This is a genomic window from Paenirhodobacter populi, from assembly GCF_004022215.1.
GTDB lineage: Bacteria > Pseudomonadota > Alphaproteobacteria > Rhodobacterales > Rhodobacteraceae > Rhodobacter > Rhodobacter populi.
This window is the reverse complement of the sequence record NZ_SAUZ01000045.1, coordinates 1-18,040: the sequence shown is the minus strand read 5'-3', so window position 1 is coordinate 18,040 and position 18,040 is coordinate 1. Positions and strand designations below refer to the sequence as shown.

General features: G+C 64.3%; 27 protein-coding genes, 1 tRNA gene and 1 pseudogene. 11 read left to right on the top strand and 18 right to left on the bottom strand.

The features are described from left to right. On the top strand, positions 1 to 286 hold a 286-nt coding region (locus D2T30_RS23465), incomplete at its 5' end, for a hypothetical protein (RefSeq protein WP_206613055.1). A gap of 450 nt (positions 287 to 736) precedes the next feature. Further along, positions 737 to 1,204 carry a terminase gpA endonuclease subunit gene (locus tag D2T30_RS24275; RefSeq protein ID WP_128210537.1) on the top strand — a complete coding sequence of 156 codons (468 nt, stop codon included), beginning with the start codon at positions 737 to 739 and terminating at the stop codon, positions 1,202 to 1,204. Positions 1,205 to 1,321: 117 nt separating this feature from the next. On the opposite strand, the gene D2T30_RS21915 is transcribed toward D2T30_RS24275, so the two are convergent. Then, a complete protein-coding gene (locus D2T30_RS21915; RefSeq protein WP_128210536.1) occupies positions 1,322 to 1,543 on the bottom strand; it encodes a hypothetical protein in 222 nt (73 codons plus the stop codon). A 35-nt stretch (positions 1,544 to 1,578) separates the two neighbouring features. On the opposite strand from D2T30_RS21915, the pseudogene D2T30_RS23815 reads away from it, so the two are divergent. From D2T30_RS23815 to D2T30_RS21890, 6 genes and pseudogenes are all read left to right on the top strand, one after another. Then, positions 1,579 to 1,767: pseudogene (locus D2T30_RS23815) on the top strand (transposase); the annotation flags it as partial. Positions 1,768 to 1,885: 118 nt separating this feature from the next. Next, positions 1,886 to 3,007 carry an acetylornithine deacetylase gene (argE, locus tag D2T30_RS21910; RefSeq protein WP_128210535.1) on the top strand — a complete coding sequence of 374 codons (1,122 nt, stop codon included), beginning with the start codon at positions 1,886 to 1,888 and terminating at the stop codon, positions 3,005 to 3,007. 199 nt (positions 3,008 to 3,206) lie between these two features. Next, a complete protein-coding gene (locus D2T30_RS21905; protein ID WP_128210534.1) occupies positions 3,207 to 4,001 on the top strand; it encodes a transporter substrate-binding domain-containing protein in 795 nt (264 codons plus the stop codon). Positions 4,002 to 4,007: 6 nt separating this feature from the next. Further along, positions 4,008 to 4,670, top strand: a complete 663-nt coding sequence (locus tag D2T30_RS21900) for an amino acid ABC transporter permease (RefSeq protein ID WP_128184300.1) — start codon at positions 4,008 to 4,010, stop codon at positions 4,668 to 4,670. Positions 4,671 to 4,674: 4 nt separating this feature from the next. Beyond that, positions 4,675 to 5,328 (top strand): amino acid ABC transporter permease, encoded by a 654-nt coding sequence (locus D2T30_RS21895; protein ID WP_128210533.1) that lies wholly within the window; start codon positions 4,675 to 4,677, stop codon positions 5,326 to 5,328. Then, positions 5,312 to 6,076: an amino acid ABC transporter ATP-binding protein gene (locus D2T30_RS21890; protein ID WP_128184304.1), complete on the top strand. Its 765-nt coding sequence runs from the start codon at positions 5,312 to 5,314 to the stop codon at positions 6,074 to 6,076. The genes D2T30_RS21895 and D2T30_RS21890 overlap by 17 nt, the downstream gene beginning before the upstream one ends. 69 nt (positions 6,077 to 6,145) lie before the next feature. Here the strand turns inward: D2T30_RS21890 and D2T30_RS23980 are convergent, their stop codons facing one another. Together D2T30_RS23980 and D2T30_RS21885 are read right to left on the bottom strand one after the other, a co-directional pair. Beyond that, a complete protein-coding gene (locus D2T30_RS23980) occupies positions 6,146 to 6,274 on the bottom strand; it encodes a hypothetical protein (RefSeq protein WP_277749574.1) in 129 nt (42 codons plus the stop codon). Beyond that, positions 6,271 to 6,501, bottom strand: a complete 231-nt coding sequence (locus tag D2T30_RS21885) for a hypothetical protein (protein WP_128184306.1) — start codon at positions 6,499 to 6,501, stop codon at positions 6,271 to 6,273. The genes D2T30_RS23980 and D2T30_RS21885 overlap by 4 nt, the downstream gene beginning before the upstream one ends. A 131-nt stretch (positions 6,502 to 6,632) precedes the next feature. On the opposite strand from D2T30_RS21885, the gene D2T30_RS21880 reads away from it, so the two are divergent. Both D2T30_RS21880 and D2T30_RS21875 read left to right on the top strand, forming a co-directional pair. Continuing rightward, a complete protein-coding gene (locus tag D2T30_RS21880) occupies positions 6,633 to 7,136 on the top strand; it encodes a hypothetical protein (RefSeq protein ID WP_128210532.1) in 504 nt (167 codons plus the stop codon). A gap of 231 nt (positions 7,137 to 7,367) precedes the next feature. Then, positions 7,368 to 7,688: a hypothetical protein gene (locus D2T30_RS21875; RefSeq protein WP_128210531.1), complete on the top strand. Its 321-nt coding sequence runs from the start codon at positions 7,368 to 7,370 to the stop codon at positions 7,686 to 7,688. Between the two features lie 187 nt (positions 7,689 to 7,875). Here the strand turns inward: D2T30_RS21875 and D2T30_RS21870 are convergent, their stop codons facing one another. From D2T30_RS21870 to D2T30_RS23275, 6 genes are read right to left on the bottom strand one after another with little or no spacing between them, the layout of a single operon-like run. Further along, on the bottom strand, positions 7,876 to 8,328 hold the full coding sequence (locus tag D2T30_RS21870; protein WP_128210530.1) for an arsenate-mycothiol transferase ArsC: 453 nt from the start codon (positions 8,326 to 8,328) through the stop codon (positions 7,876 to 7,878). Next, complete coding sequence (locus D2T30_RS21865; protein WP_128210529.1) at positions 8,328 to 8,807, bottom strand: UPF0262 family protein; 480 nt, start codon at positions 8,805 to 8,807, stop codon at positions 8,328 to 8,330. The genes D2T30_RS21870 and D2T30_RS21865 overlap by 1 nt, the downstream gene beginning before the upstream one ends. Continuing rightward, entirely contained in the window at positions 8,807 to 10,135 is a 1,329-nt protein-coding gene (gene hisD / locus D2T30_RS21860; RefSeq protein ID WP_128210528.1) for a histidinol dehydrogenase, read from the bottom strand. The genes D2T30_RS21865 and hisD overlap by 1 nt, the downstream gene beginning before the upstream one ends. Before the next feature lie 56 nt (positions 10,136 to 10,191). Then, on the bottom strand, positions 10,192 to 10,668 hold the full coding sequence (locus D2T30_RS21855; protein ID WP_128184318.1) for a DUF2948 family protein: 477 nt from the start codon (positions 10,666 to 10,668) through the stop codon (positions 10,192 to 10,194). Continuing rightward, complete coding sequence (gene murA, locus D2T30_RS21850) at positions 10,668 to 11,936, bottom strand: UDP-N-acetylglucosamine 1-carboxyvinyltransferase (RefSeq protein ID WP_128184320.1); 1,269 nt, start codon at positions 11,934 to 11,936, stop codon at positions 10,668 to 10,670. Before murA ends, D2T30_RS21855 begins: the two co-directional genes overlap by 1 nt. Next, positions 11,937 to 12,107, bottom strand: a complete 171-nt coding sequence (locus D2T30_RS23275; protein ID WP_164881717.1) for a hypothetical protein — start codon at positions 12,105 to 12,107, stop codon at positions 11,937 to 11,939. Positions 12,108 to 12,222: 115 nt separating this feature from the next. Here D2T30_RS23275 and D2T30_RS21845 point away from each other — a divergent pair. After that, positions 12,223 to 12,297: transfer RNA gene (locus tag D2T30_RS21845), tRNA-Thr, on the top strand. Positions 12,298 to 12,340: 43 nt separating this feature from the next. Here the strand turns inward: D2T30_RS21845 and D2T30_RS21840 are convergent. The 9 genes from D2T30_RS21840 to D2T30_RS21805 form a co-directional block, all read right to left on the bottom strand. Next, entirely contained in the window at positions 12,341 to 13,297 is a 957-nt protein-coding gene (locus D2T30_RS21840; RefSeq protein WP_380728905.1) for a tyrosine-type recombinase/integrase, read from the bottom strand. Further along, a complete protein-coding gene (locus tag D2T30_RS24270) occupies positions 13,180 to 13,500 on the bottom strand; it encodes an excisionase family DNA-binding protein (RefSeq protein ID WP_164884401.1) in 321 nt (106 codons plus the stop codon). Before D2T30_RS24270 ends, D2T30_RS21840 begins: the two co-directional genes overlap by 118 nt. 1 nt (position 13,501) lies before the next feature. Then, positions 13,502 to 13,759, bottom strand: a complete 258-nt coding sequence (locus D2T30_RS23265) for a hypothetical protein (RefSeq protein WP_164884400.1) — start codon at positions 13,757 to 13,759, stop codon at positions 13,502 to 13,504. Further along, a complete protein-coding gene (locus tag D2T30_RS21830) occupies positions 13,759 to 14,139 on the bottom strand; it encodes a hypothetical protein (RefSeq protein ID WP_128210525.1) in 381 nt (126 codons plus the stop codon). The genes D2T30_RS23265 and D2T30_RS21830 overlap by 1 nt, the downstream gene beginning before the upstream one ends. After that, positions 14,132 to 14,659 carry a hypothetical protein gene (locus D2T30_RS21825; protein ID WP_128210524.1) on the bottom strand — a complete coding sequence of 176 codons (528 nt, stop codon included), beginning with the start codon at positions 14,657 to 14,659 and terminating at the stop codon, positions 14,132 to 14,134. The genes D2T30_RS21830 and D2T30_RS21825 overlap by 8 nt, the downstream gene beginning before the upstream one ends. Before the next feature lies 1 nt (position 14,660). After that, the gene (locus tag D2T30_RS21820; protein WP_128210523.1) at positions 14,661 to 15,494 is read right to left on the bottom strand and encodes a hypothetical protein; all 834 of its coding nucleotides are present in this window, start codon (positions 15,492 to 15,494) and stop codon (positions 14,661 to 14,663) included. A gap of 106 nt (positions 15,495 to 15,600) precedes the next feature. After that, positions 15,601 to 15,879 carry an HNH endonuclease gene (locus D2T30_RS24265; RefSeq protein WP_394343129.1) on the bottom strand — a complete coding sequence of 93 codons (279 nt, stop codon included), beginning with the start codon at positions 15,877 to 15,879 and terminating at the stop codon, positions 15,601 to 15,603. Between the two features lie 158 nt (positions 15,880 to 16,037). After that, a complete protein-coding gene (locus D2T30_RS21810; RefSeq protein ID WP_128210521.1) occupies positions 16,038 to 17,144 on the bottom strand; it encodes a DNA cytosine methyltransferase in 1,107 nt (368 codons plus the stop codon). A gap of 1 nt (position 17,145) precedes the next feature. After that, positions 17,146 to 17,769: a hypothetical protein gene (locus D2T30_RS21805; RefSeq protein ID WP_128210520.1), complete on the bottom strand. Its 624-nt coding sequence runs from the start codon at positions 17,767 to 17,769 to the stop codon at positions 17,146 to 17,148. Between the last annotated feature and the right edge of the window lie 271 nt (positions 17,770 to 18,040).

The window sequence follows — 18,040 nt, the reverse complement described above, 5'->3', positions numbered from 1 at the left end:
GAACACATTCTTCGCCAGATCGAGCCCGACAGTGGTAATCTCCGACATGACCGCTCTCCTATGTGGATCCTTGCAGGCCCACCTTGGCACACAGATGCCGTCGGAGGGCGGTCACATCATCAAAGCCAGTCCATTGTGCTTCCGATGCTTATCGGAGGTCGATCACGGGATGCTGATCGTGGAGAGTGAGCCGGTGAGGCGCCACTGGTTCGAGCCCAATGGCGAACGCAAAAATCAGGCGACTGCATTTTACCGAGGTCAAGGGGATCAAGACGATCTGCCGTGACCTGAAGCTGTCGAAGAGTGAGACGTGCACCGCCAAGGCCACGCCGAACGGTGCGCAAGGTGATCCGCACCGGGATGACGGAGTTCACCTACGCCCGGACCGTGCAGCCGCGCCCGAAGCTGGGTGCCTGGCTGGGGGACCGCACCCGGATGCTTGAGGTCAGGCAAGACCACATCTCCGTGGCGATCGCGCGCGCGGTCAAGGCCGAGCCATCTGCAAACATTGCGGTCGCCGAGCAGTCAGCAACCGGCGCTGGATTTTGGGCGTGGGAGGCACACCTCCCTAGGCATAGCCTAACGGATCTTGCGCGGTCGTGGCTCAACTGCCAGGGCAACCCCGGAAAACTGCAGAACTTTATCTACCCACGCTGGCGGAGAGCTGGCGCCCGGGCGGAGGCGAGGCGGATGTTGAAACGGACCCGGACCAGTTCGCGGCATGGGCTGAGCCGGCTTGGATTGTCGCGTCGGCGGGCGCTCTGGTTCCGGTGATGGGCGTCGACGTGCAGCCAAAAGGACCGAAATCTCCCGGTCGCTTGGAAGCGAAGGTGGTGGCCATGTCACCGAAAGGGATCCAGACGAAGGACATGTCTGGGCTGAGCTGGACCACATCCGCCGCGAGCCGATCCCGATAGGGGACGGTAGGACGCTGCATATCCAGGCTTGTTGCATCGACACCGGCGGGCGCAATATCGATGCGGTTTGTTCATACGCGGCAGCGAGATCCCGCGAGAGTGTCTGGGCGATCGAGGGCGGTTCGGAAGTCGGAGGAAGACGGCAGCCGATCTGGACGATTGTCGCTCCGACAACGATGCATGCGGGGGCCAAGATCTTATTGTTGGCGCCCTGGCTGGAAAAGACTGGGTGGCGTCATGCATCGGACGGACGCAGCCCGGTCCGGGGGGCCCGGTGTCCCCGCTGATCGGCACGCCGGATGGTTCGAGCAGATGACGAATGAAAAGCGGGTCAGCTTCATGTCCAACGGACGAGGTGCGACGAGATGGAGGCCGATGAGATTGCGCGGCAGCTGCGAACGGTGTCAGGCATTGGCCCAAACACGGCCAGTGTTCTTGCTGCCACGCTGCCAGACGCGCCCGGCCAGCGACTTGTCAGCGTGGCTGTCATTGACAGAGACCCAAACCTCACGCGGACGTTCATCAGGGCGCGCGGGCAGACCGGAGGTCAGTCCGAATACATGGCGGTATCCGACCAGTTGCAAAAGACCACCAGACCACTTGTCACGCAGGAGCCATTCATACATGCTTCGAGGGCACCGGCGTATGCACGGAAGCGGCGCGGGTCTCGGTTGTGATCTGGCTGGACCAGGACATGGTGTGGCGCGCGCGTGAATCTGGACGCAAGGGTCGGTTGCCGGTCTTCAGCTGTGAGGAGGACCAGAAAACAGTCCGGGCGACTGTTTTCCCGACGAATGCGATCCAAATCGGCCTGATGGTGATGGTCCTGTTCAGGCCGCCACATAGGGAGCAGCCGCCCGACAGGCGCCAGTGCGCGGTGCGGCGCTGGACTTGGGCGGATGGATTTTCGCTGCCAAAGGCGTCTACTACCAAGGCAATCGATTCCCGTCAGCCCGAGGATGCCGAAAATGAATGCCGAAGAGATCCTGTCGCGTCTTGTCGCTTTTTCTCCCGTCGCGGGGCGCCCGAATGCGGCGATCACCGGCTGGATCGGGGAGCTGCTTGAGCAGTCGGGGGCGCGGGTGCGGATGATCCCAGGCCCGGAGGGGGACAGGGCGAATGTCTTTGCCAGCTTCGGCCCGCGCGACCGGGCGGGAGTGATCCTGTCGGGGCATATGGATGTGGTGCCGGCGCAGGCCGGGGAGTGGGTCTCGGATCCCTTCGTGCTGACCGAACGGGATGGCAGGCTTCACGCGCGGGGCAGCTCGGACATGCTGGGTTTTCTGGCCTGCGTCCTTGCCATCGCGCCGGAACTGGGGCGGCGCACCGATGAAACGCCCGTCCATATCGCCTTTTCCTATGACGAGGAACTGGGCTGCCGCGGCGTGCCGCATCTGCTGGCCCGCCTGCCGGAGCTGTGCGCCCCGGCCCTTGGCGCGGTGATCGGCGAGCCGACGAACCTTGTGCCGGTGCGCGGGCACAAGGGCAAGGCGGCGATCGGGATCCGGGTGACCGGGCAGAGCGGCCATTCCTCGCGTCCCGATCTGGGGTTGAACGCGATCCACGGGCTGGCGCCGGTGCTGGACGAGGTGGTGGCGACGGCGCGCTCGCTGCAATCCGGTCCGCAATCCGCCGAATTCGCGCCGCCGTGGTCGACCGTTCAGGCGGGCGTGATCGCGGGCGGGCAGGCGGTCAACATCATCCCGGATCTGGCGACGCTGGAAATCGAGGCGCGCGCCATTCCCGGCGTCGATCCGCTGGCGGTGCTGGCGCCGGTGCTGACCCGGCTCGAGGCGCTGACGGCCGAGGGCTACGGCATCGAGCATGTCCTGCGGTCGAGCTATCCGGCGCTGCGGCTCGCGGCGGATCACCCGATGGTCGCCCGGGTCGAGGCGGCGGCGGGGCAGGGGGCGCTGGCCGCCGTCAGCTTCGGCACCGAGGCGGGGCTGTTCCAGCAGGCGGGCGTCCCGGCGGTGATCTGCGGCCCCGGAGACATCGGCCGCGCCCACAAGCCGGACGAATACATCACCCGCGACGAACTGGCCGCGGGGGTCGTTTTCCTGCGCAATCTGGTCGCATCCCTCGATTGAGGCAGAGCGGATTTGCCCATATTCAGGGCGATTGCTGGAAATAATGTCGATAATTTGTGCATCTGCCCGTTTCCGGGGCGGATCGCGCGCTCTGCGCCTGTCGCTCGGGTTCCGGTTGGGGCAAGCAGGGACAACCGCGTCCGGCGGAGATGGAAGCCCTCCGCATCCGGATCCGGACCACCTTGACAGGAGTATGAGGATGACCGTTTCTCGCCGTGGATTTCTGGCTGGCACTGCCGCACTGACCTTCGCCGGATCCGCCGCTTTCGCGCAGGACGCGCTGGAGAAGATCACCAAGGGCGGGACGATCCGCATCGCGATTCCGACCGATTATCCGCCCTACGGCTTTTCCGGGCTGGACCTGCAGCCGCAGGGGCTGGACATCGACATGGCGAAGCTTGTCGCCGACAAGCTGGGGGCGAAGCTGGAACTCGTGCCGGTGACCAGCGCCAACCGCATTCCCTATCTGCAGACCGGGCAGGTGGAACTGGTGATCTCGACGCTTGGCAAGAACGAGGAACGGATGAAGGTGATCGACTTCACCCATGCCTATGCGCCGTTCTTCCAGGCGGTCTATGCGCCGAAAACGATGAAGATCGAAAGCTTCGACGATCTCGCGGGCAAGTCCATCGCCGTCGCCAAGGGCGCGATGGAGGAACAGGAACTGGCGAAGGAAGGCCCCGCCTCGATGCAGTTCCGCCGCTACGAGGATCAGGCCGCGGCGACCGCCGCCTTCGTCGCCGGGCAGACCGACGTGATCGCGACCTCGGTGTCGAACGCGACGCTGATGATGCAGCACAACCCGAACATCGGCGCGGAATACAAGCTGCTGATCAAGGACAGCCCCTGCTTCATGGGCATCTCCAAGGGGCAGGAGCCGCTGCTGGAGAAGGTCAACGCGATCATCCTTGCGGCGAAGGAAGACGGCACGATCACCGCGCTGTCGGAAAAATGGCTCGGCCATGCGGCGAAACCCGAAGATCTGCCGCTCTGAGGCCACATGAACGCCCAGCTTGATTTTCTGGCGGTCCTGAGCGACTGGCCCATGCTGCTTGTCGGCGTGGGCTGGACGCTTGCGCTGACCGCGATGGCCATGGCCATCGGGCTCGTGGTCGCGGTCGCCTGCGGATGGGTGCGCAACGAGGGGCCGGCCTGGCTGGCCGCCCCCGTCGCCGCCTATGTCGAGGTGATCCGCAACACGCCCTTCATTGTGCAGCTTTTCTTTGTGTTCTTCGGTTTGCCGTCCCTCGGCATCCGGTTGTCGCCGACCTTCGCCTCGGTTCTCGCCATGACGTTGAACCTTGGCGCCTATGGGGCGGAAATCGTCCGCGCGGGCCTTTTGTCGACCCCGAAAGGGCAGATCGAGGCGGCGCAGTCGCTGGCGCTGACCCGGTTTCAGGTCTTCACCCGCGTCGTCCTGCCGCCCGCGCTGAAGCGCGTCTGGCCGGCGCTGGTCAGCCAGATCGTCATCGTCATGCTCGGCTCCGCCGTCTGCGGCCAGATCGCGACCGAGGAACTGAGCTATGCCGCCAATGTCATCGCGGCGGAATCGTTCCGCACCTTCGAGGCCTATATCGTCGCGACGGTGATCTACCTGCTTCTCGCCATCAGCCTGCGGCGCGCCCTGAACTGGGCCGGCCCCCGCTTCATCTTCGGGAGGTAAGGCCATGGTTCAGTTCAGCAATTGGGATATCCTGCGCAACCTGATCTTTGCCGCGGAATGGACGATCGTGCTGTCGCTCATCGCCTTCGTCGGCGGCGGGCTGGTGGGCGGATGCCTTCTGGTGGCGCGCCTGTGGCGCGGCGGCTGGGTCAATCATGTCTTCAACGGCTATGTGCAGCTGTTTCAGGGCACGCCGCTGCTGATGCAGCTGTTCCTCAGCTATTTCGGCCTGCGCCTTCTGGGGGTCGAGGTGTCGGTCTGGGTCTCGGCCTCGCTGGCGCTGACGCTCTACACCTCGGCCTTCCTCGCCGAGATCTGGCGCGGTTGCGTCGCCGCCATCCCGAAAGGGCAATGGGAGGCTTCGACGAGCCTCGCGCTGTCCTTCGGCGAACAGCTGCGCCACGTCATCCTGCCGCAGGCGCTGCGCATCGCCATCCCGCCCACCGTCGGCTTTCTCGTGCAGGTGATCAAGGGCACGGCGCTGGCCTCGGTCATCGGCTTCGTCGAACTGACCCGCGCCGGCAACATGATCGCGAATGTCACCTACAAGCCCTTCACCGTCTTCGCCTTCGTCGGACTGATGTATTTCGTGATCTGCTATCCGATCAGCCTGTATGCGCGGTATCTGGAAAGGAAAACCCATGTCGCTCGCCGCTGAAACCGCGCCCGTCGCGCCGATCGTGGAAATCGCCGGGCTGCGCAAGTCCTATGGCACGAACGAGGTGCTGAAGGGCATCGACCTGAAGGTGGCCCCCGGTGAGGTGGTGGCGATCATCGGCAAGTCCGGTTCGGGCAAGTCGACGCTCCTGCGCTGCATCAACGGGCTGGAGGAATTTCAGGACGGCAGCCTGACCGTGGACGGCAAGCCGCTGCTGACCGACAGCCCCGGCGCGATGCGCGAATTGCGCCAGCGCGTCGGCATGATCTTCCAGAGCTTCAACCTCTTCCCGCATCTGACGGTGGGGCGCAATGTGATGCTGGCGCCGACGCTGGTGAAGAAGCGGGGCAAGGCCGAGGCGGAGGCGCAGGCCAAGGCGCTCTTGGAACGTGTGGGCCTTGCCGACAAGTTCGACGCCATGCCCGATCAGCTGTCGGGCGGCCAGCAGCAGCGCGTGGCGATCGCCCGTGCGCTGGCGATGGAACCGGCCGTTCTGCTGTGCGACGAGATCACCTCGGCGCTCGACCCCGAACTGGTGGGGGAGGTGCTGCGCGTGGTCGAGCGGCTGGCGACGGAGGGGATGACGCTGCTGATGGTCACCCACGAAATGGCCTTCGCGCGCAAGGTCAGCAGCCGGGTGGTGTTCATGCATCTGGGCCGCGTCCATGAAATCGGCCCGCCGTCCGAGATCTTCGGCAATCCGCAGACGCCGGAACTGAAACAGTTCCTGTCCTCGATCCACGAATGACAAAAGGCGCATGACAAAAGGCCGGACCCTCGCGGGTTCGGCCTTCGGCTTTCCGGAAATGCACAGTGGTTATTCGGCCGGGTGCTGATGCCCGCCATGCTTCGCGTCGAAACGCTTCGTCGCCTGCCGGGCAACGAAGGCCGCACCCAGAGCCACGCCCAGGGCAACCAGCGGAACGATGATGTCATAGGCCATCATGGCATCTCCTGTTTCCTGATGTTTCCCAGAATATAGTGCGAAAGCCCATGCATTGCGAGTCCCACGATCCCCCAGCCCGCCACCGCCCAGGACAGGCCGCCCGTCAGGCTGTCGGTCAGCGGCCTGAGCACGGCAAATCCGATCAGGCCGAGGGCGATCGCATTCACGAATCCCGCCAGCAGTTTCATCCGCTCGTTATGGATCGCCAGCGCGTCCTTCTCGGTCATCTGTCCTCCCGCGTATCGTGACGGATACAGAAACGCGCAACGGCCCGGGTTGCAAGCGCGGATAGGGCCTGTGCCGCGCGCGGCTTTGCGGCTAGGCTCCGTCCATGGTGGCTTGTTGAGAGGAGTTTCCCATGTCGATCCGCGACAGTTTCACCCCCGAGGACTGGACCCATGTGCTGGCGGCGCCGATGCTCGTGGGGATGAGCATCTCGGCCGCCGACCCCGGCGGCCTGTTCAGCGCCTTTCAGGAAAGCGGCGCCGTCGCCCGCGCGGTCGCCACGGGCGCGTCCGAGGATGGCACCCTGATCGGCGAGGTCGCGAAAAGCTATCAGGTGACCGAGGACCGCCTTGGCATCGTCGAGGCGATGAAATCCGTGGTCGCGGGCAAGAAGACCTCGGAAGAGGTCATGGCCGCGGCGATCGGGGATCTGGACCGCATCTTCGCTCTGGTTTCCGCGAAGGTGCCGGAACAGGCGCAGGGATTTTCCGACTGGCTGCTGCACATCGCGCAGGCGGTCGCCGAAGCGGGCAAGGAGGGCGGCTTCCTCGGCTTCGGCGGCGTCGCCGTTAGCCCCGAGGAAACCGCCGCCATCGAAAAGCTGCGCGGGGTTCTGGGCGGCGCGACTCCTGCCTGAACCCGGCCGGCCCCGGATTTCAAAACCGGCCCAACGCGTTTTTCCTTTCGTGTTTCCATAAATATCCCGGGGGTGGGCCGGCTCCGCCGGCGAGGGGGCTGGCCCCCTCGCTCCCTCTCCACCCGCGCCCGGGTTTGGCTCATGAAACCAGTCTGCCTTCCGGCAATCGTGATGGAACCATTCCCGCATCACGAGCGTTGTCCCGACGTAACAACGACGAGGAGACTCGATATGGCGGATGCCGCGAAAGATACCTATGCAAATCTTGAAAAGCAGATCGAGGAGCTGAAAAAGGAACTCGGCACGATCAGCAAGTCGCTGCTGTCGCGCGCATCGGATGCCGCCGATGAGGCCGAAGACAATATCCACGGCCTGCGCGACCGCGCCGGTTACGCCGCGAAGCAGGTTCGCGACCGTGCTCAGGTGGTCGCGGAAGCCGCGCGGGAAAATCCCGGCACGGCGGCGACCGTCGGAGGGTCCGTCGGTCTGCTCGGCTTTCTCTTGGGCGCGCTGATCGGCGGTGTCGTCGTCGCAAGCTGCCGCGACCGCTGATATTTCGCCATGTGATCAGGCCCCCGTCGACCGGCGGGGGCTTTTGCATGTCCGGGGAGCGCATTTGAAACCGCGGGCGCGGGTGGATAGGCGCAGGGGGCTCTGCCCCCGCCCGTTCCGGGCTCCCCCGGGATATTTATGGAAACACGAAAGGAAGGGGGCGCGGATTTCGGAGGCGCTCCAGCCCTCATATCTCGGTCGGCGGGCCGAACCGCTTCAGCAGATGCTCGCGGATCTGGTCGCGCGTCAGGCGATAGGCGGCAAGGCGGGCCTCGCGCCCCTCGCCAAGGCCGGTCGGGTCCATGATCGGCCAGTATTCGACGTCGAGGTGAAAGAACCGCGTCAGTTCCAGCGCCTGCCTTTGCGAGGCGGGGCTGAGCGCCACGACCAGATCGAAGGCCCCCAGATCATCGCCCCATTGCTGCAATTCGTGAAAGGACCGCGTGCGGTGCCGTTCGAGGTTCACCCCGATCTCGGCGCAGACGGCGATGCTGAAGCCGTCCACGTCCATGTCGGACCGCACCCCCGCCGACTGCACATAGACCTGCCTGCCGTAGAACTTCTTCATCATCCCTTCCGCCATCGGCGAGCGGATGGCGTTGTGGTCGCAGCAGAACAGGACCGAGGAGGGAAGAGCCATCACTTCACGGGCGTCAGGACACAGACAAGGGTGAACAGGCGCCGCGCGGTGTCGATGTCCAGCACGACCTTGCCGTCGAGCCGTTCCTGCAATATCCGCGCGCCTTCGTTGTGGATGCCGCGCCGGGCCATGTCGATCGCCTCGATCTGGCTTGGCGGCAGTTTCTTGACCGCCTCGTAATAGCTGGCGCAGATCTGGAAATAATCCTTCACCGCCTGCCGGAACGGGCCGAAGGACAGGTGAAACTCGGCCACCTTTTCGCCGGCCTCGGTGCAGGTGTCGAACACCAGCCGCCCGTCGCGGATGAACAGCTTCAGCGCGAAGGGGCCTTCGGGGGCGGGGGCATCCTCGCGTCCCGGCAGGGCGAAACTGTTGTCCTCCAGCAGATCGAAGACCGCGACGCGGCGTTCCTGTTCGATTTCCGGGCTCGGCGGCGGCAGGCCGCTGTCGTCAATATCCAGCCGGGTGATGCGCGACATCAGGCGTCTTTCTCCTTTTCCCCCTCCGCCAGATTCAGCGCGTCGAGACGCGCCTGCACCGACAGGCCATGCGCCTCCAGACTTTCGGACCGCGCCAGCGTTTCCGCCGCGGGGCCGATCGCTCGCAGGGCCTCGGCGGACATCTTGGCAAGGGTCGTGCGTTTGAGGAAGTCCAGAACCGACAGGCCCGAGGAAAAACGTGCCGACCGTGCCGTCGGCAACACGTGGTTCGGCCCGCCGACATAATCGCCGATCGCCTCGGGCGTCCAGGAACCGAGGAAGATGGCCCCGGCATGGGTGATCAGCAGGCTCAGCGCCTCCGGATCCTCGACGCAAAGCTCGAGGTGCTCGGGCGCCACGCGGTTCGACAGTTCCGCCGCCTCGGCCAGATCGCGGGTGATGATGACGGTGCCGTAGTCGCGCCAGCTCGCCCCGGCGATGTCGCGCCGTTCCAGCGTTTCGAGGCGGCGGGTGACGGCCTCGGCCACCTCGCGGGCGAGCTTTTCCGAGGTGGTGATCAGCAGGGCCTGCGCGCTCTGGTCGTGTTCGGCCTGCGCAAGCAGGTCGATGGCCACCCATTCCGGGTTCGCGGTGTCATCGGCGATCACCAGAATTTCGGAGGGGCCGGCGATCATGTCGATACCGACCTTGCCGAAGACCCGCCGTTTCGCCGCGGCGACGAAGGCATTGCCCGGCCCGGTGATCTTGTCGACCGGGGGGATGGTTTCGGTGCCATAGGCCAGCGCCGCGATCGCCTGTGCCCCGCCGATGCGGTAGACGGTATCCACCCCCGCCAGCCGCGCCGCCAGCAGCACCAGCGGATTGACCGCGCCCCCCGGCGTCGGGCAGGCGATCACCAGCCGCTCGACCCCCGCGACCTTGGCGGGAATGGCGTTCATCAGCACGGATGAGGGATAGCTCGCCAGCCCCCCCGGCACGTAAAGCCCCGCGGCCGAAACCGGCGTCCAGCGCCAGCCGAGTTCCGCCCCCGTCGGATCGGTCCACAGCGCATCCTCGGGGATCTGCCGTTCGTGATAGGCGCGGATGCGCGCGGCGGCGAGTTCGAGCGCCGCGCGTTCCGCCTCGGGCACCCGCAGCAGATGGGCGTCGATCTCGTCTTGCGTAAAGGCCAGCGTGTCGGGCGTCAGGTCGAGCCGGTCGAATTTCGTCGTCAGGTCGATCACCGCCTGATCGCCGCGCGCCCGGACATCGGCGATGATATCGGCGACGGCGGCATCGACATCGGGGCTGTCCTCGCGTTTCAGGCCGAGGATCTCGGTGAAGCGGGCTTCGAAACGGGCGTCAACGGTATTCAGGAAATGCGGCATGGCGGGCCTCCTTGGTCAAGGAGGGGATAGTGCCTCAGGCCGCATCGGGCAAGCGTTCAGTCCTTGTGACGCGGCGCCTCGCCCGAAACGGCGCGATAGGGGCGGGTCACGTCGCGCAGGTCGATCGACAGGCATTCGACCGAAATCGCGATCGCCCCGTCGCCCGCAAGGATCAGCGTCAGCGTGCCGCTGCCCTGCGCGCCCTCGGCCCATTGCAGGTCGAGCAGCGACACCACCGTTTCCCGGTCGTTGCGGTCGATCCCCTGCGAGGCGACGCGCGTCACATCCGAAAAGACCAGCAGCGCGCGCACCCGTTCATAGGGGCGCTTCTCGGCCTCGGCCTTGGCCTTGTCCTCCCACCGGAAACGGTTGACGAGGAAGGCGAGCCGATGCGACTTCGCCTCCCACGCGATGTCGGCAAGGGTGAAGACGGCATCCTGCACCAGCGCCGCGATGACCGACAGATCCTCGGGCGTTTCGGCCCGCAATGCCAGCGGACCTTCCGCCCCGTCCTCGAACCGCGCATCCGCCATCAGTCTTCCTTCACCCGTTCGATCTTCGCCCCGACGGCGGAGAGCTTTTCCTCGACCCGTTCATAGCCGCGGTCGAGGTGATAGACGCGCCGCACCAGCGTTTCCCCCTCGGCCGCCAGCCCGGCAAGGATCAGCGAGACCGAGGCGCGCAGATCCGTCGCCATCACCGGCGCGCCCTTGAGCTTTTCGACCCCGTGGACCGTGGCCTGACCGCCGGACACCTCGATCCGCGCGCCCATCCGCATCAGTTCGGGCGCGTGCATGAAGCGGTTCTCGAAGATACGTTCCTCCAGCACCGAGGTTCCCTCGGCCGTGCACAAAAGCGCCATCATCTGCGCCTGCAGGTCGGTGGGGAAGCCGGGGAAGGGTTCGGTGACCACATCGACCGCGTTCACCCGGCCGTTGCGGCGTTTCACCTTCAGCCCGCGTTCCGTTTCCTCGACCGAGATGCCCGCCTGATCGAGCTTGGCCGCGAAGCTTTCGACCAGTTCGAGCCGCCCGCCGAGGCATTCGACCTCGCCCCCGCAGATCGCCGGGGCGAGCATGTAGGTGCCCAGTTCGATCCGGTCGGTGACGACGGGATGGGTCGCGCCATGCAGCCGGTCGACGCCCTGAATCTCGATCGTCGAGGTGCCTTCGCCGGCGATCTGCGCGCCCATCTTGCGCAGGCAGCGCGCCAGATCGACGATCTCGGGTTCGCGCGCGGCGTTCTTCAGCACCGAACTGCCCTTGGCCAGCACCGCCGCCATCAGGAAGTTTTCCGTGGCACCCACCGAGGCAAAGCGCATCTCATGCACCGCGCCCCGCAGCCCGCCCTTCGCATCGGCGTGCAGGTAACCCTCGCGCAGCTCGATCTCCGCGCCAAGGGCGGTCAGCGCGTCGATGTGGATGTCCATCGGCCGCGCCCCGATCGCGCAGCCCCCGGGCAGCGACACCACCGCATGGCCAAGCCGCGCCAGCAGCGGCCCCAGCACCAGATTCGAGGCCCGCATCTTGCGCACGATGTCATAGTCGGCGACCGGGTTGATTCCCGCATGGCTGGACATCGCCAGCACCTTGCCGTCATGCAACGCCGAGACCTCGACCCCGAGCGAGGCGAGCAGTTGCGTCATCGTGCGGATGTCGCTCAGCCGCGGCGCATTGGTCAGCGTCAGCGGTTCTTCCGACAAAAGCGTCGCCGGCATCAGCGCGAGGCAGGCATTCTTCGCCCCCGCGATCGGGATCTGCCCGTTGAGCGGCCCGTTGCCGCGGACCAAAATCGAATCCATCTACTCGTCCTCCTGCCCTTCTTCGCCGTCCTTGGCCGCGCGGGCGCGTGCCTGCGCCTTGCGGCGCAGCAGATTCGCCCGCAAGGCGTCGCGCAGACGCTCCTCGCGGCTTTCCGGGGCGGGCCTGTTCCGGCCTTTGGGCTGTTTCGTTTCGGGGGTATCGTCGTTCATCGGCTCTCTGTAACGCGCGCGGGAATTTGTGTCGAGAGAGGGCGAAAATTTGTGCTTGCGCCCGCCGAAGATGTTCTCTAAATCCCCGCCCAAGGTCGACGCCGATCCCAAAGGCGCTGCAGTAGCTCAGTGGTAGAGCACTCCCTTGGTAAGGGAGAGGTCGAGAGTTCAATCCTCTCTTGCAGCACCATTAAATCAAGCACTTATCGGAAAGATGGGGATTTCCCCTTGGTTCATCGAACCTGTCTTACCTTTCCAAATTCCAAAACCTCGGCAGCTTTGCGCAGGTGATCAGGCGAGAATCGACCATAGGTCGAGTAGGTGACCGTCGGATTGCTGTGTCCGAGGAACTGCGCCACCTCGGCAATCGGGATGCCAGCCTCTACCATATGGACGGCAGCGGTGTGACGCAGGACGTGGGGCGTGATCCCCTTGAGCTTCGCGTTTTCGCAAGCCGTGTGAAAACCCTTCTTGATCGATCCGATCTTTGCTCCGGCATACTCCACAACATATTCCGACATCGCGCGCTCTTTCGCCGTCGTGAGGGCTGCGCGAAGCGTGCCGTTGATCGGCACCACGGCACGGCCCTTGCGCGGCCCGAGGCCATCAACGCGCAGGTTGATCTGTCCGCGCACCATGTCGACGCGATCCCATGTCAGTTCCAGAACCGCCCCGACGCGCGCAGCGGTCGTGAGCATCAGCAGGATCGCCAGGCGGATGTGGTGTTCGCAGTCAGCCGCAAGCAGCCGATCAATTTCCGCGCGGGTCAGGTATCGATCCTTTGGGGCTGGCATCGCCGGCCGTTCGATCGACGGTGCAAACTCGATCATGCGATTTTCGGCGGCCCATCGCAGACATGTGCGCAAGTGCCCGAGTTCGGTTCGTATCGTGCCATCCTTGCGGCCAATCTTCCGCCGCTCGTCGGTGTAATCTCGGCAGTCCTGAACCTTGATCTGCTCAGGTATGAGGGCACCGAAGGTGGGCAGGATAGCCTTTCCGGTGTCCCCCATGTGAGACGCGATGCGTCGGCCATCTCGGTCAGAACGATAGGCCGACCATACGTCGGCCACGGTCAGTTTTCGCGCAGCCTGTGCCTGACGAAAGATCTGTCGAGCCTCAGCTTCTGCTTCGGCGGTTGTCGAGGCATCGAGCTTGTAGCGTCGTCGTCCTCCATCTGGGTCATGCCAGATGACGCAGAATCCGCCGCGCAGTCGTCCGACCTTGTATTCTGGCAATTCTCATACTCCTCGACTGCCGTGTAGGGGATGCGAATAGACCGCTTCCCGACGCGGAAACTATAGATCTGTCCGGATCGAACCATCTTCCGAATCGTCTCCCCTGAACAGCCCCAACGCTCTGCCAGCATATCTGGCGTGAACAGGATGCTCTCCATCTTACCCATCGTCCCGGCCCTCGTGCTTCTTTGCGGCGCGGCCAAGCGCGATATTGCGCAAGCGAACCATGTCCATGTCGAGCATCCGGCACACCGCCTTAAACGCATCCTGTGCGTTCTCGCCGCCGTATATGGCGTCGTCTTGCTCAGCCCATGCCAGGAAGTTGGTCGCGCAGAGCAGATCGTCTGTGAAATCGGCGCTGCCATATCCTGGGAGGCGGCCGCCCGGCGAGACGTACTTGTCGGCGACACTCCCCATCACCGCGCCCCCTCTGCCTGATTGCTGTCCCGGTAGGCGCGGAGGATCGAGACCCACTTGATGAAGGCATCAAGGATAGGCTGGACGTTCCATTCGTCGGCCCAACCGGCAAAACCGATGAAGCCGCCGGGTTCAAAGGTGATTGCCTGCCGATCATCAAAGTAGTGGCTGCGGCAGCGGAGATCGGCCCCGATCGCATTGTATTTGATCGTCCATCTCTGATGTGCCCTGTACGATCCCTGCATGAGGCCGGATCTCTTCATCGCCCGGTTCACCATGCCACGCAGCATCCGCAGGTTATCAACGGTGATGTCGGAATAGGTCAAACCGGATGCGGACCATGCAGCACGGGCTTGATCGCGGGTGAGCTTATCACTCATCGCCTTTGCCCTCCGGTTCCTTCTCGATGAGGGAGAGGATGGCTTTTTGCACCTCTAACTTGTGGTTCCAGAAGTATACGGAATTGATCTTAGCTGCCGACTGCCTGCGCCCCTCATTCCGCATCGCCCTGTCGCGGGCTTCCAGCGCGGCCTTGGCGTCGGATGTTGGAGAAAACTTGTTCGCCAGAGCAACTGTGCGCGCCAATTTGGCGCCATAGTAGGGACGGAAGAAGCCCACGACCTCGACGGCCACTCCGTCAGGTTGACCGGTCCAGCACTCATCCTGCCACATGTTCGCGCATTCGTTCAGGGCATCATACGCCGCCGCGACCAGTGCATCGGTCTGGGCGCGCAGATCCGCCAGTTCGCGTTCGGCTTTCTTGGCGCGGTGATCCGCCCAATTACGCTCGGCGACTACCTTATCGAAGGCATCTCGCAGGTCGTTGTAGTCGCGAGCCGACCTCTCGATTTCCGCCTGCATCATCGCCTCTGGGGTCATCTGGGTGTTGAGGTCGGTCATGTCACTCCCCCTTATCTGCGTTCGGGAGGGCGGTATCGATCGGCATCCATCCCTGCGGCGATGCGGCTGCGGGCGTGGAGAGGGCGGCGCGGGCATCTGAACTAGCGTCATCCAGTGCAGCGAGCGCATAGCCATGACCGTCGTCGATCATCGCCAGATAGATTTCGCGGCTTCTCATTCCCTCCAGACGATCGCATGCGCATCCAAGTTCCGCCAAAGCCCGTCGCATCGCCTCCACCTGCGCGCGCAGGGCGGCGACCTCGGCGCGGAGAGTGTCGGCATCTGCCATCGCCGCACGGTGTTCCCGCCGGGTGGTGCGCAGGGCCTCTTCAAGCGGCGCGATCTCCTCGACCTCGGCGCGCAAAGCGTCACGCTCGGTGGCGGTCTTTTTGTGATTCTCCTGCTCAGCTTGCATCGCCTCGAACAGCTGGTTGTAGGTGTGCTTGAGCGTGTCGATAGATGCGCGCGATACGTATTCACTGATTGTCAGGCGCTCGACTTCCGCCCTCAGCCCGTCCACTTCCGCCTTGTCCTGACCTGTTGCGGGGAGGGCGCGGATAGCGTCGCAGGCGGCTTCTAGCGTCACGGTTCCGTAAGGCATGCCGCCGATGTGGACTGTCCCACTTCCCTTTTCGTATACGGCAAGGATCGCCGCCCTCCGCGACACCGTATCGTCTGGTCGCTCCTCCGGATGATCCGGGTCGGCCTCAACCTTTGGGTCTTTGTCGCGCTCCCATTGCCCCTTCGCGCAAGGGCAGTCGTGATCCACGCAGGTGCTCGCGCCATCCGGGGCGTGGCCGCAGGTGGCCGGGGTCGGGTAGTTGGTTTTGGTCATCCGAACATCTCCATCTGCTCAGGTTTCGCCTTAGCCTCGATCGGCGGTTTCCAGATCAACGGGCCGGAGGCCGTGGGCAGCTGCGAGAGAGCGCCACGGTTTTCTCTCAGCCATGCGTCGAAGCTCTGACGCGGATCGAAATGAGTTTTCTCCTGCACTCGTCCGAACAGGTTTCCGTTCTCTCCCGTTTCGTCTTGTGTGGAGTGAACACCTTGCCGCAGATCACACACTCGGTGATTGTCGACTTCTTGGGCGGGTGATGAAGTCGGCCATGATCTTCCGGCGAAATCAGTTCCAGATTTTCTATTCGATTGTCTGTCTTGATCCCGTTTCGGTGATGTACATGCTCTTGTGGCAATAGTTTCCTGCTCAAGTGAGCCTCCATCACCAGCCGGTGCTCCAGATATTGTTTGCCGTTCACCTTTTGATGCCGGTACCTCGACGGGTTCTCCACTCGTTGCGCAACAACTGAGCATCTCTTGGAACAGAATTTCCGAGCGCGTTTCTCGGTATGAAACTCCGCGCCGCATGTTTGGCAAATCTTCAGAAGCATGGTTCAAGTCCGTGTGCTGATGATAAGGAGCGCCAAGCGTAAGCGGCGCAGAGTGGGTGGACGCCGTTCCCCAAAGCGCGCAAAGCGTGTGCCCGGCTGGCCAATCCTGAAGCCATTCGACAAATGCGGGATTCAGCCTGCGCTTCCGCCAGGTTCCCTTGCGCAACCATCGCTGCAAGGTGGTCCGCGAAACGCCTGACATCGCCGAGCGAAACAGACGGCGCGAGATCGGGCGCCACATTGATGACGGAACGCCACCCGTCCATATCGGCAGGGCCGGGCGGGTGAAGCCGTGGGCGACCGCGTTCGGCAGCTGATCCATGTGCAGGCGGCCGGTGCCATTCACCAGATGATCCGCGCTGTTCTCGCCCTTGTGGTCCCGCGCCGCCGGCGTCGGCCATGTCGAACTTTGAGAGACCAGCGCAGGGGATCGGCGGTTCCGCTCGGACGGGCAATCGCCGCGCATTGCGTCCGACGCCCGGGGCGTGCTCCACAGCCGCTCCGCAGCTCCAGCCAGTGTCGTTCCTCCGGTCTGACCCGGCGTCGGGTTCTCCGCAGTCTGGGCGAAGCTGTTGGCGGTCGCGGTGGGCCACAATGAAGACGCGCTGGCGTTCGTGCGTCGCGCCTGTTTCGCCCGCGCTGAATAGACCGCACGCAGGCGTCCAGCCCATTTCCCATAGCTCTCGCAGCACGGCTTCAAGGCCGAGGCTGATGTGTCCCGCGACGTTTTCGAGGAACACCCATTCGGGTTCGACCTCGCGGATGATCCGGGCGACATCGGGCCAGAGGTGCCGCTCGTCTTCGTCTCCCTTGCGCCGGCCGGCCATACTGAAGGGTTGGCACGGGTATCCGGCAAGGATGGTGTCGATCCGCCCGCGCCACGGTCTGCCGTCGAAGGTGGTGACGTCATCCCAGATGGGGGCTGGAGCGAAGTATCCGGCGCGCTGCGCGGCGATGATGCAGTCCCGGGGATACTCGGCCCATTCGACCCAGCACCGGGTATGGAACCCGGGCTCTGCGAGCATGATGCCGAGGTCGAGGCCGCCGGTTCCGGCGCACAGGGAAAGCCCGTTTCGGGGGCGGGGAGGTAGCACCATGTCACGACCTGGCCTCTCCGCCTTCGGCCGGATGCAGGATCGCGTCGAACCGCTCCTGATCCAGAACGATCACCAGCGTGTGGTCCGGGTAGTAGGTGATGCAGGTCTGCGCCGCGTTGAATTTGTCGATCGCCGCGCCCAGTTCATCGTCCCCGACGATCTGTTCCGCGGCGTCCTCGTGCTGATCTTCGAGGGCGCTTTCGAGGATGCTGTCGAGATCGAGGCGCAACGGCGATGCTTTGCACGGCCAGCAGTAGGCGGGCAGCTTCTCGTCGTAGCCCTTGCAATATTCGCGCAGGGTGTCCTCGTCAGAGGAATATCCTTCGCCCCATTCGCCTGTGACGGCATCGGACTGCACCGGGCCGGTGTAATCCGTGATGATCGTGGCGCGTTCCAGCCGGTGCCGTTCGCGGCAGTCCGTACAGGCGGTATAGTATTTCTCGATCACGACGCCGCATGCGCAATGGCACGGCGCACAGCATTCCTCGGCAGCCTGTCGAGCCGTTGCATGCGCCAGCTCGTCGGCGCAGGCGTAAACCTTGGATGAGAAGAGGGATCCGCACACGCCGCAGGCGTAGAGCACGGCCTTGTCCTCACCCCGAAAGGTCAGTTCACGAACGTTCATGGATTATCCCTCCTGATCAGGGAGACGAGCGCGCAGAACAGCGCGGCAGTGACGGCGAGGCCGAAGAGAAGGGCGGTTGTCATGATCAGCCCCCCTCACACGCGCATCGGCATCAGGATGAAGAGGGCGTAGGGATCCTCGCCGTAGATGCGGAACGGATCGCCTGCGCGCTGCCCGCGCAGCGAAAACACCGGCGTCACCCGCACCTGATCCCGCAGATAGGAGATATCGAGGCCGAAGGGCTCCACCGCGCCCGGGTCGGCCGCTGAGA

Excerpts from the sequence above, each read along its gene's own strand:
- D2T30_RS21915 (WP_128210536.1), bottom strand. The coding sequence starts at position 1,543 with ATGTATGAATGGCTCCTGCGTGACAAGTGGTCTGGTGGTCTTTTGCAA.
- argE (WP_128210535.1), top strand. The coding sequence starts at position 1,886 with ATGAATGCCGAAGAGATCCTGTCGCGTCTTGTCGCTTTTTCTCCCGTC.
- D2T30_RS21905 (WP_128210534.1), top strand. The coding sequence starts at position 3,207 with ATGACCGTTTCTCGCCGTGGATTTCTGGCTGGCACTGCCGCACTGACC.
- D2T30_RS21900 (WP_128184300.1), top strand. The coding sequence starts at position 4,008 with ATGAACGCCCAGCTTGATTTTCTGGCGGTCCTGAGCGACTGGCCCATG.
- D2T30_RS21895 (WP_128210533.1), top strand. The coding sequence starts at position 4,675 with ATGGTTCAGTTCAGCAATTGGGATATCCTGCGCAACCTGATCTTTGCC.
- D2T30_RS21890 (WP_128184304.1), top strand. The coding sequence starts at position 5,312 with ATGTCGCTCGCCGCTGAAACCGCGCCCGTCGCGCCGATCGTGGAAATC.
- D2T30_RS23980 (WP_277749574.1), bottom strand. The coding sequence starts at position 6,274 with ATGATGGCCTATGACATCATCGTTCCGCTGGTTGCCCTGGGCGTGGCT.
- D2T30_RS21885 (WP_128184306.1), bottom strand. The coding sequence starts at position 6,501 with ATGACCGAGAAGGACGCGCTGGCGATCCATAACGAGCGGATGAAACTG.
- D2T30_RS21880 (WP_128210532.1), top strand. The coding sequence starts at position 6,633 with ATGTCGATCCGCGACAGTTTCACCCCCGAGGACTGGACCCATGTGCTG.
- D2T30_RS21875 (WP_128210531.1), top strand. The coding sequence starts at position 7,368 with ATGGCGGATGCCGCGAAAGATACCTATGCAAATCTTGAAAAGCAGATC.
- D2T30_RS21870 (WP_128210530.1), bottom strand. The coding sequence starts at position 8,328 with ATGGCTCTTCCCTCCTCGGTCCTGTTCTGCTGCGACCACAACGCCATC.
- D2T30_RS21865 (WP_128210529.1), bottom strand. The coding sequence starts at position 8,807 with ATGTCGCGCATCACCCGGCTGGATATTGACGACAGCGGCCTGCCGCCG.
- hisD (WP_128210528.1), bottom strand. The coding sequence starts at position 10,135 with ATGCCGCATTTCCTGAATACCGTTGACGCCCGTTTCGAAGCCCGCTTC.
- D2T30_RS21855 (WP_128184318.1), bottom strand. The coding sequence starts at position 10,668 with ATGGCGGATGCGCGGTTCGAGGACGGGGCGGAAGGTCCGCTGGCATTG.
- murA (WP_128184320.1), bottom strand. The coding sequence starts at position 11,936 with ATGGATTCGATTTTGGTCCGCGGCAACGGGCCGCTCAACGGGCAGATC.
- D2T30_RS23275 (WP_164881717.1), bottom strand. The coding sequence starts at position 12,107 with ATGAACGACGATACCCCCGAAACGAAACAGCCCAAAGGCCGGAACAGG.
- D2T30_RS24270 (WP_164884401.1), bottom strand. The coding sequence starts at position 13,500 with ATGGAGAGCATCCTGTTCACGCCAGATATGCTGGCAGAGCGTTGGGGC.
- D2T30_RS23265 (WP_164884400.1), bottom strand. The coding sequence starts at position 13,759 with ATGGGGAGTGTCGCCGACAAGTACGTCTCGCCGGGCGGCCGCCTCCCA.
- D2T30_RS21830 (WP_128210525.1), bottom strand. The coding sequence starts at position 14,139 with ATGAGTGATAAGCTCACCCGCGATCAAGCCCGTGCTGCATGGTCCGCA.
- D2T30_RS21825 (WP_128210524.1), bottom strand. The coding sequence starts at position 14,659 with ATGACCGACCTCAACACCCAGATGACCCCAGAGGCGATGATGCAGGCG.
- D2T30_RS21820 (WP_128210523.1), bottom strand. The coding sequence starts at position 15,494 with ATGACCAAAACCAACTACCCGACCCCGGCCACCTGCGGCCACGCCCCG.
- D2T30_RS24265 (WP_394343129.1), bottom strand. The coding sequence starts at position 15,879 with ATGGAGGCTCACTTGAGCAGGAAACTATTGCCACAAGAGCATGTACAT.
- D2T30_RS21810 (WP_128210521.1), bottom strand. The coding sequence starts at position 17,144 with ATGGTGCTACCTCCCCGCCCCCGAAACGGGCTTTCCCTGTGCGCCGGA.
- D2T30_RS21805 (WP_128210520.1), bottom strand. The coding sequence starts at position 17,769 with ATGAACGTTCGTGAACTGACCTTTCGGGGTGAGGACAAGGCCGTGCTC.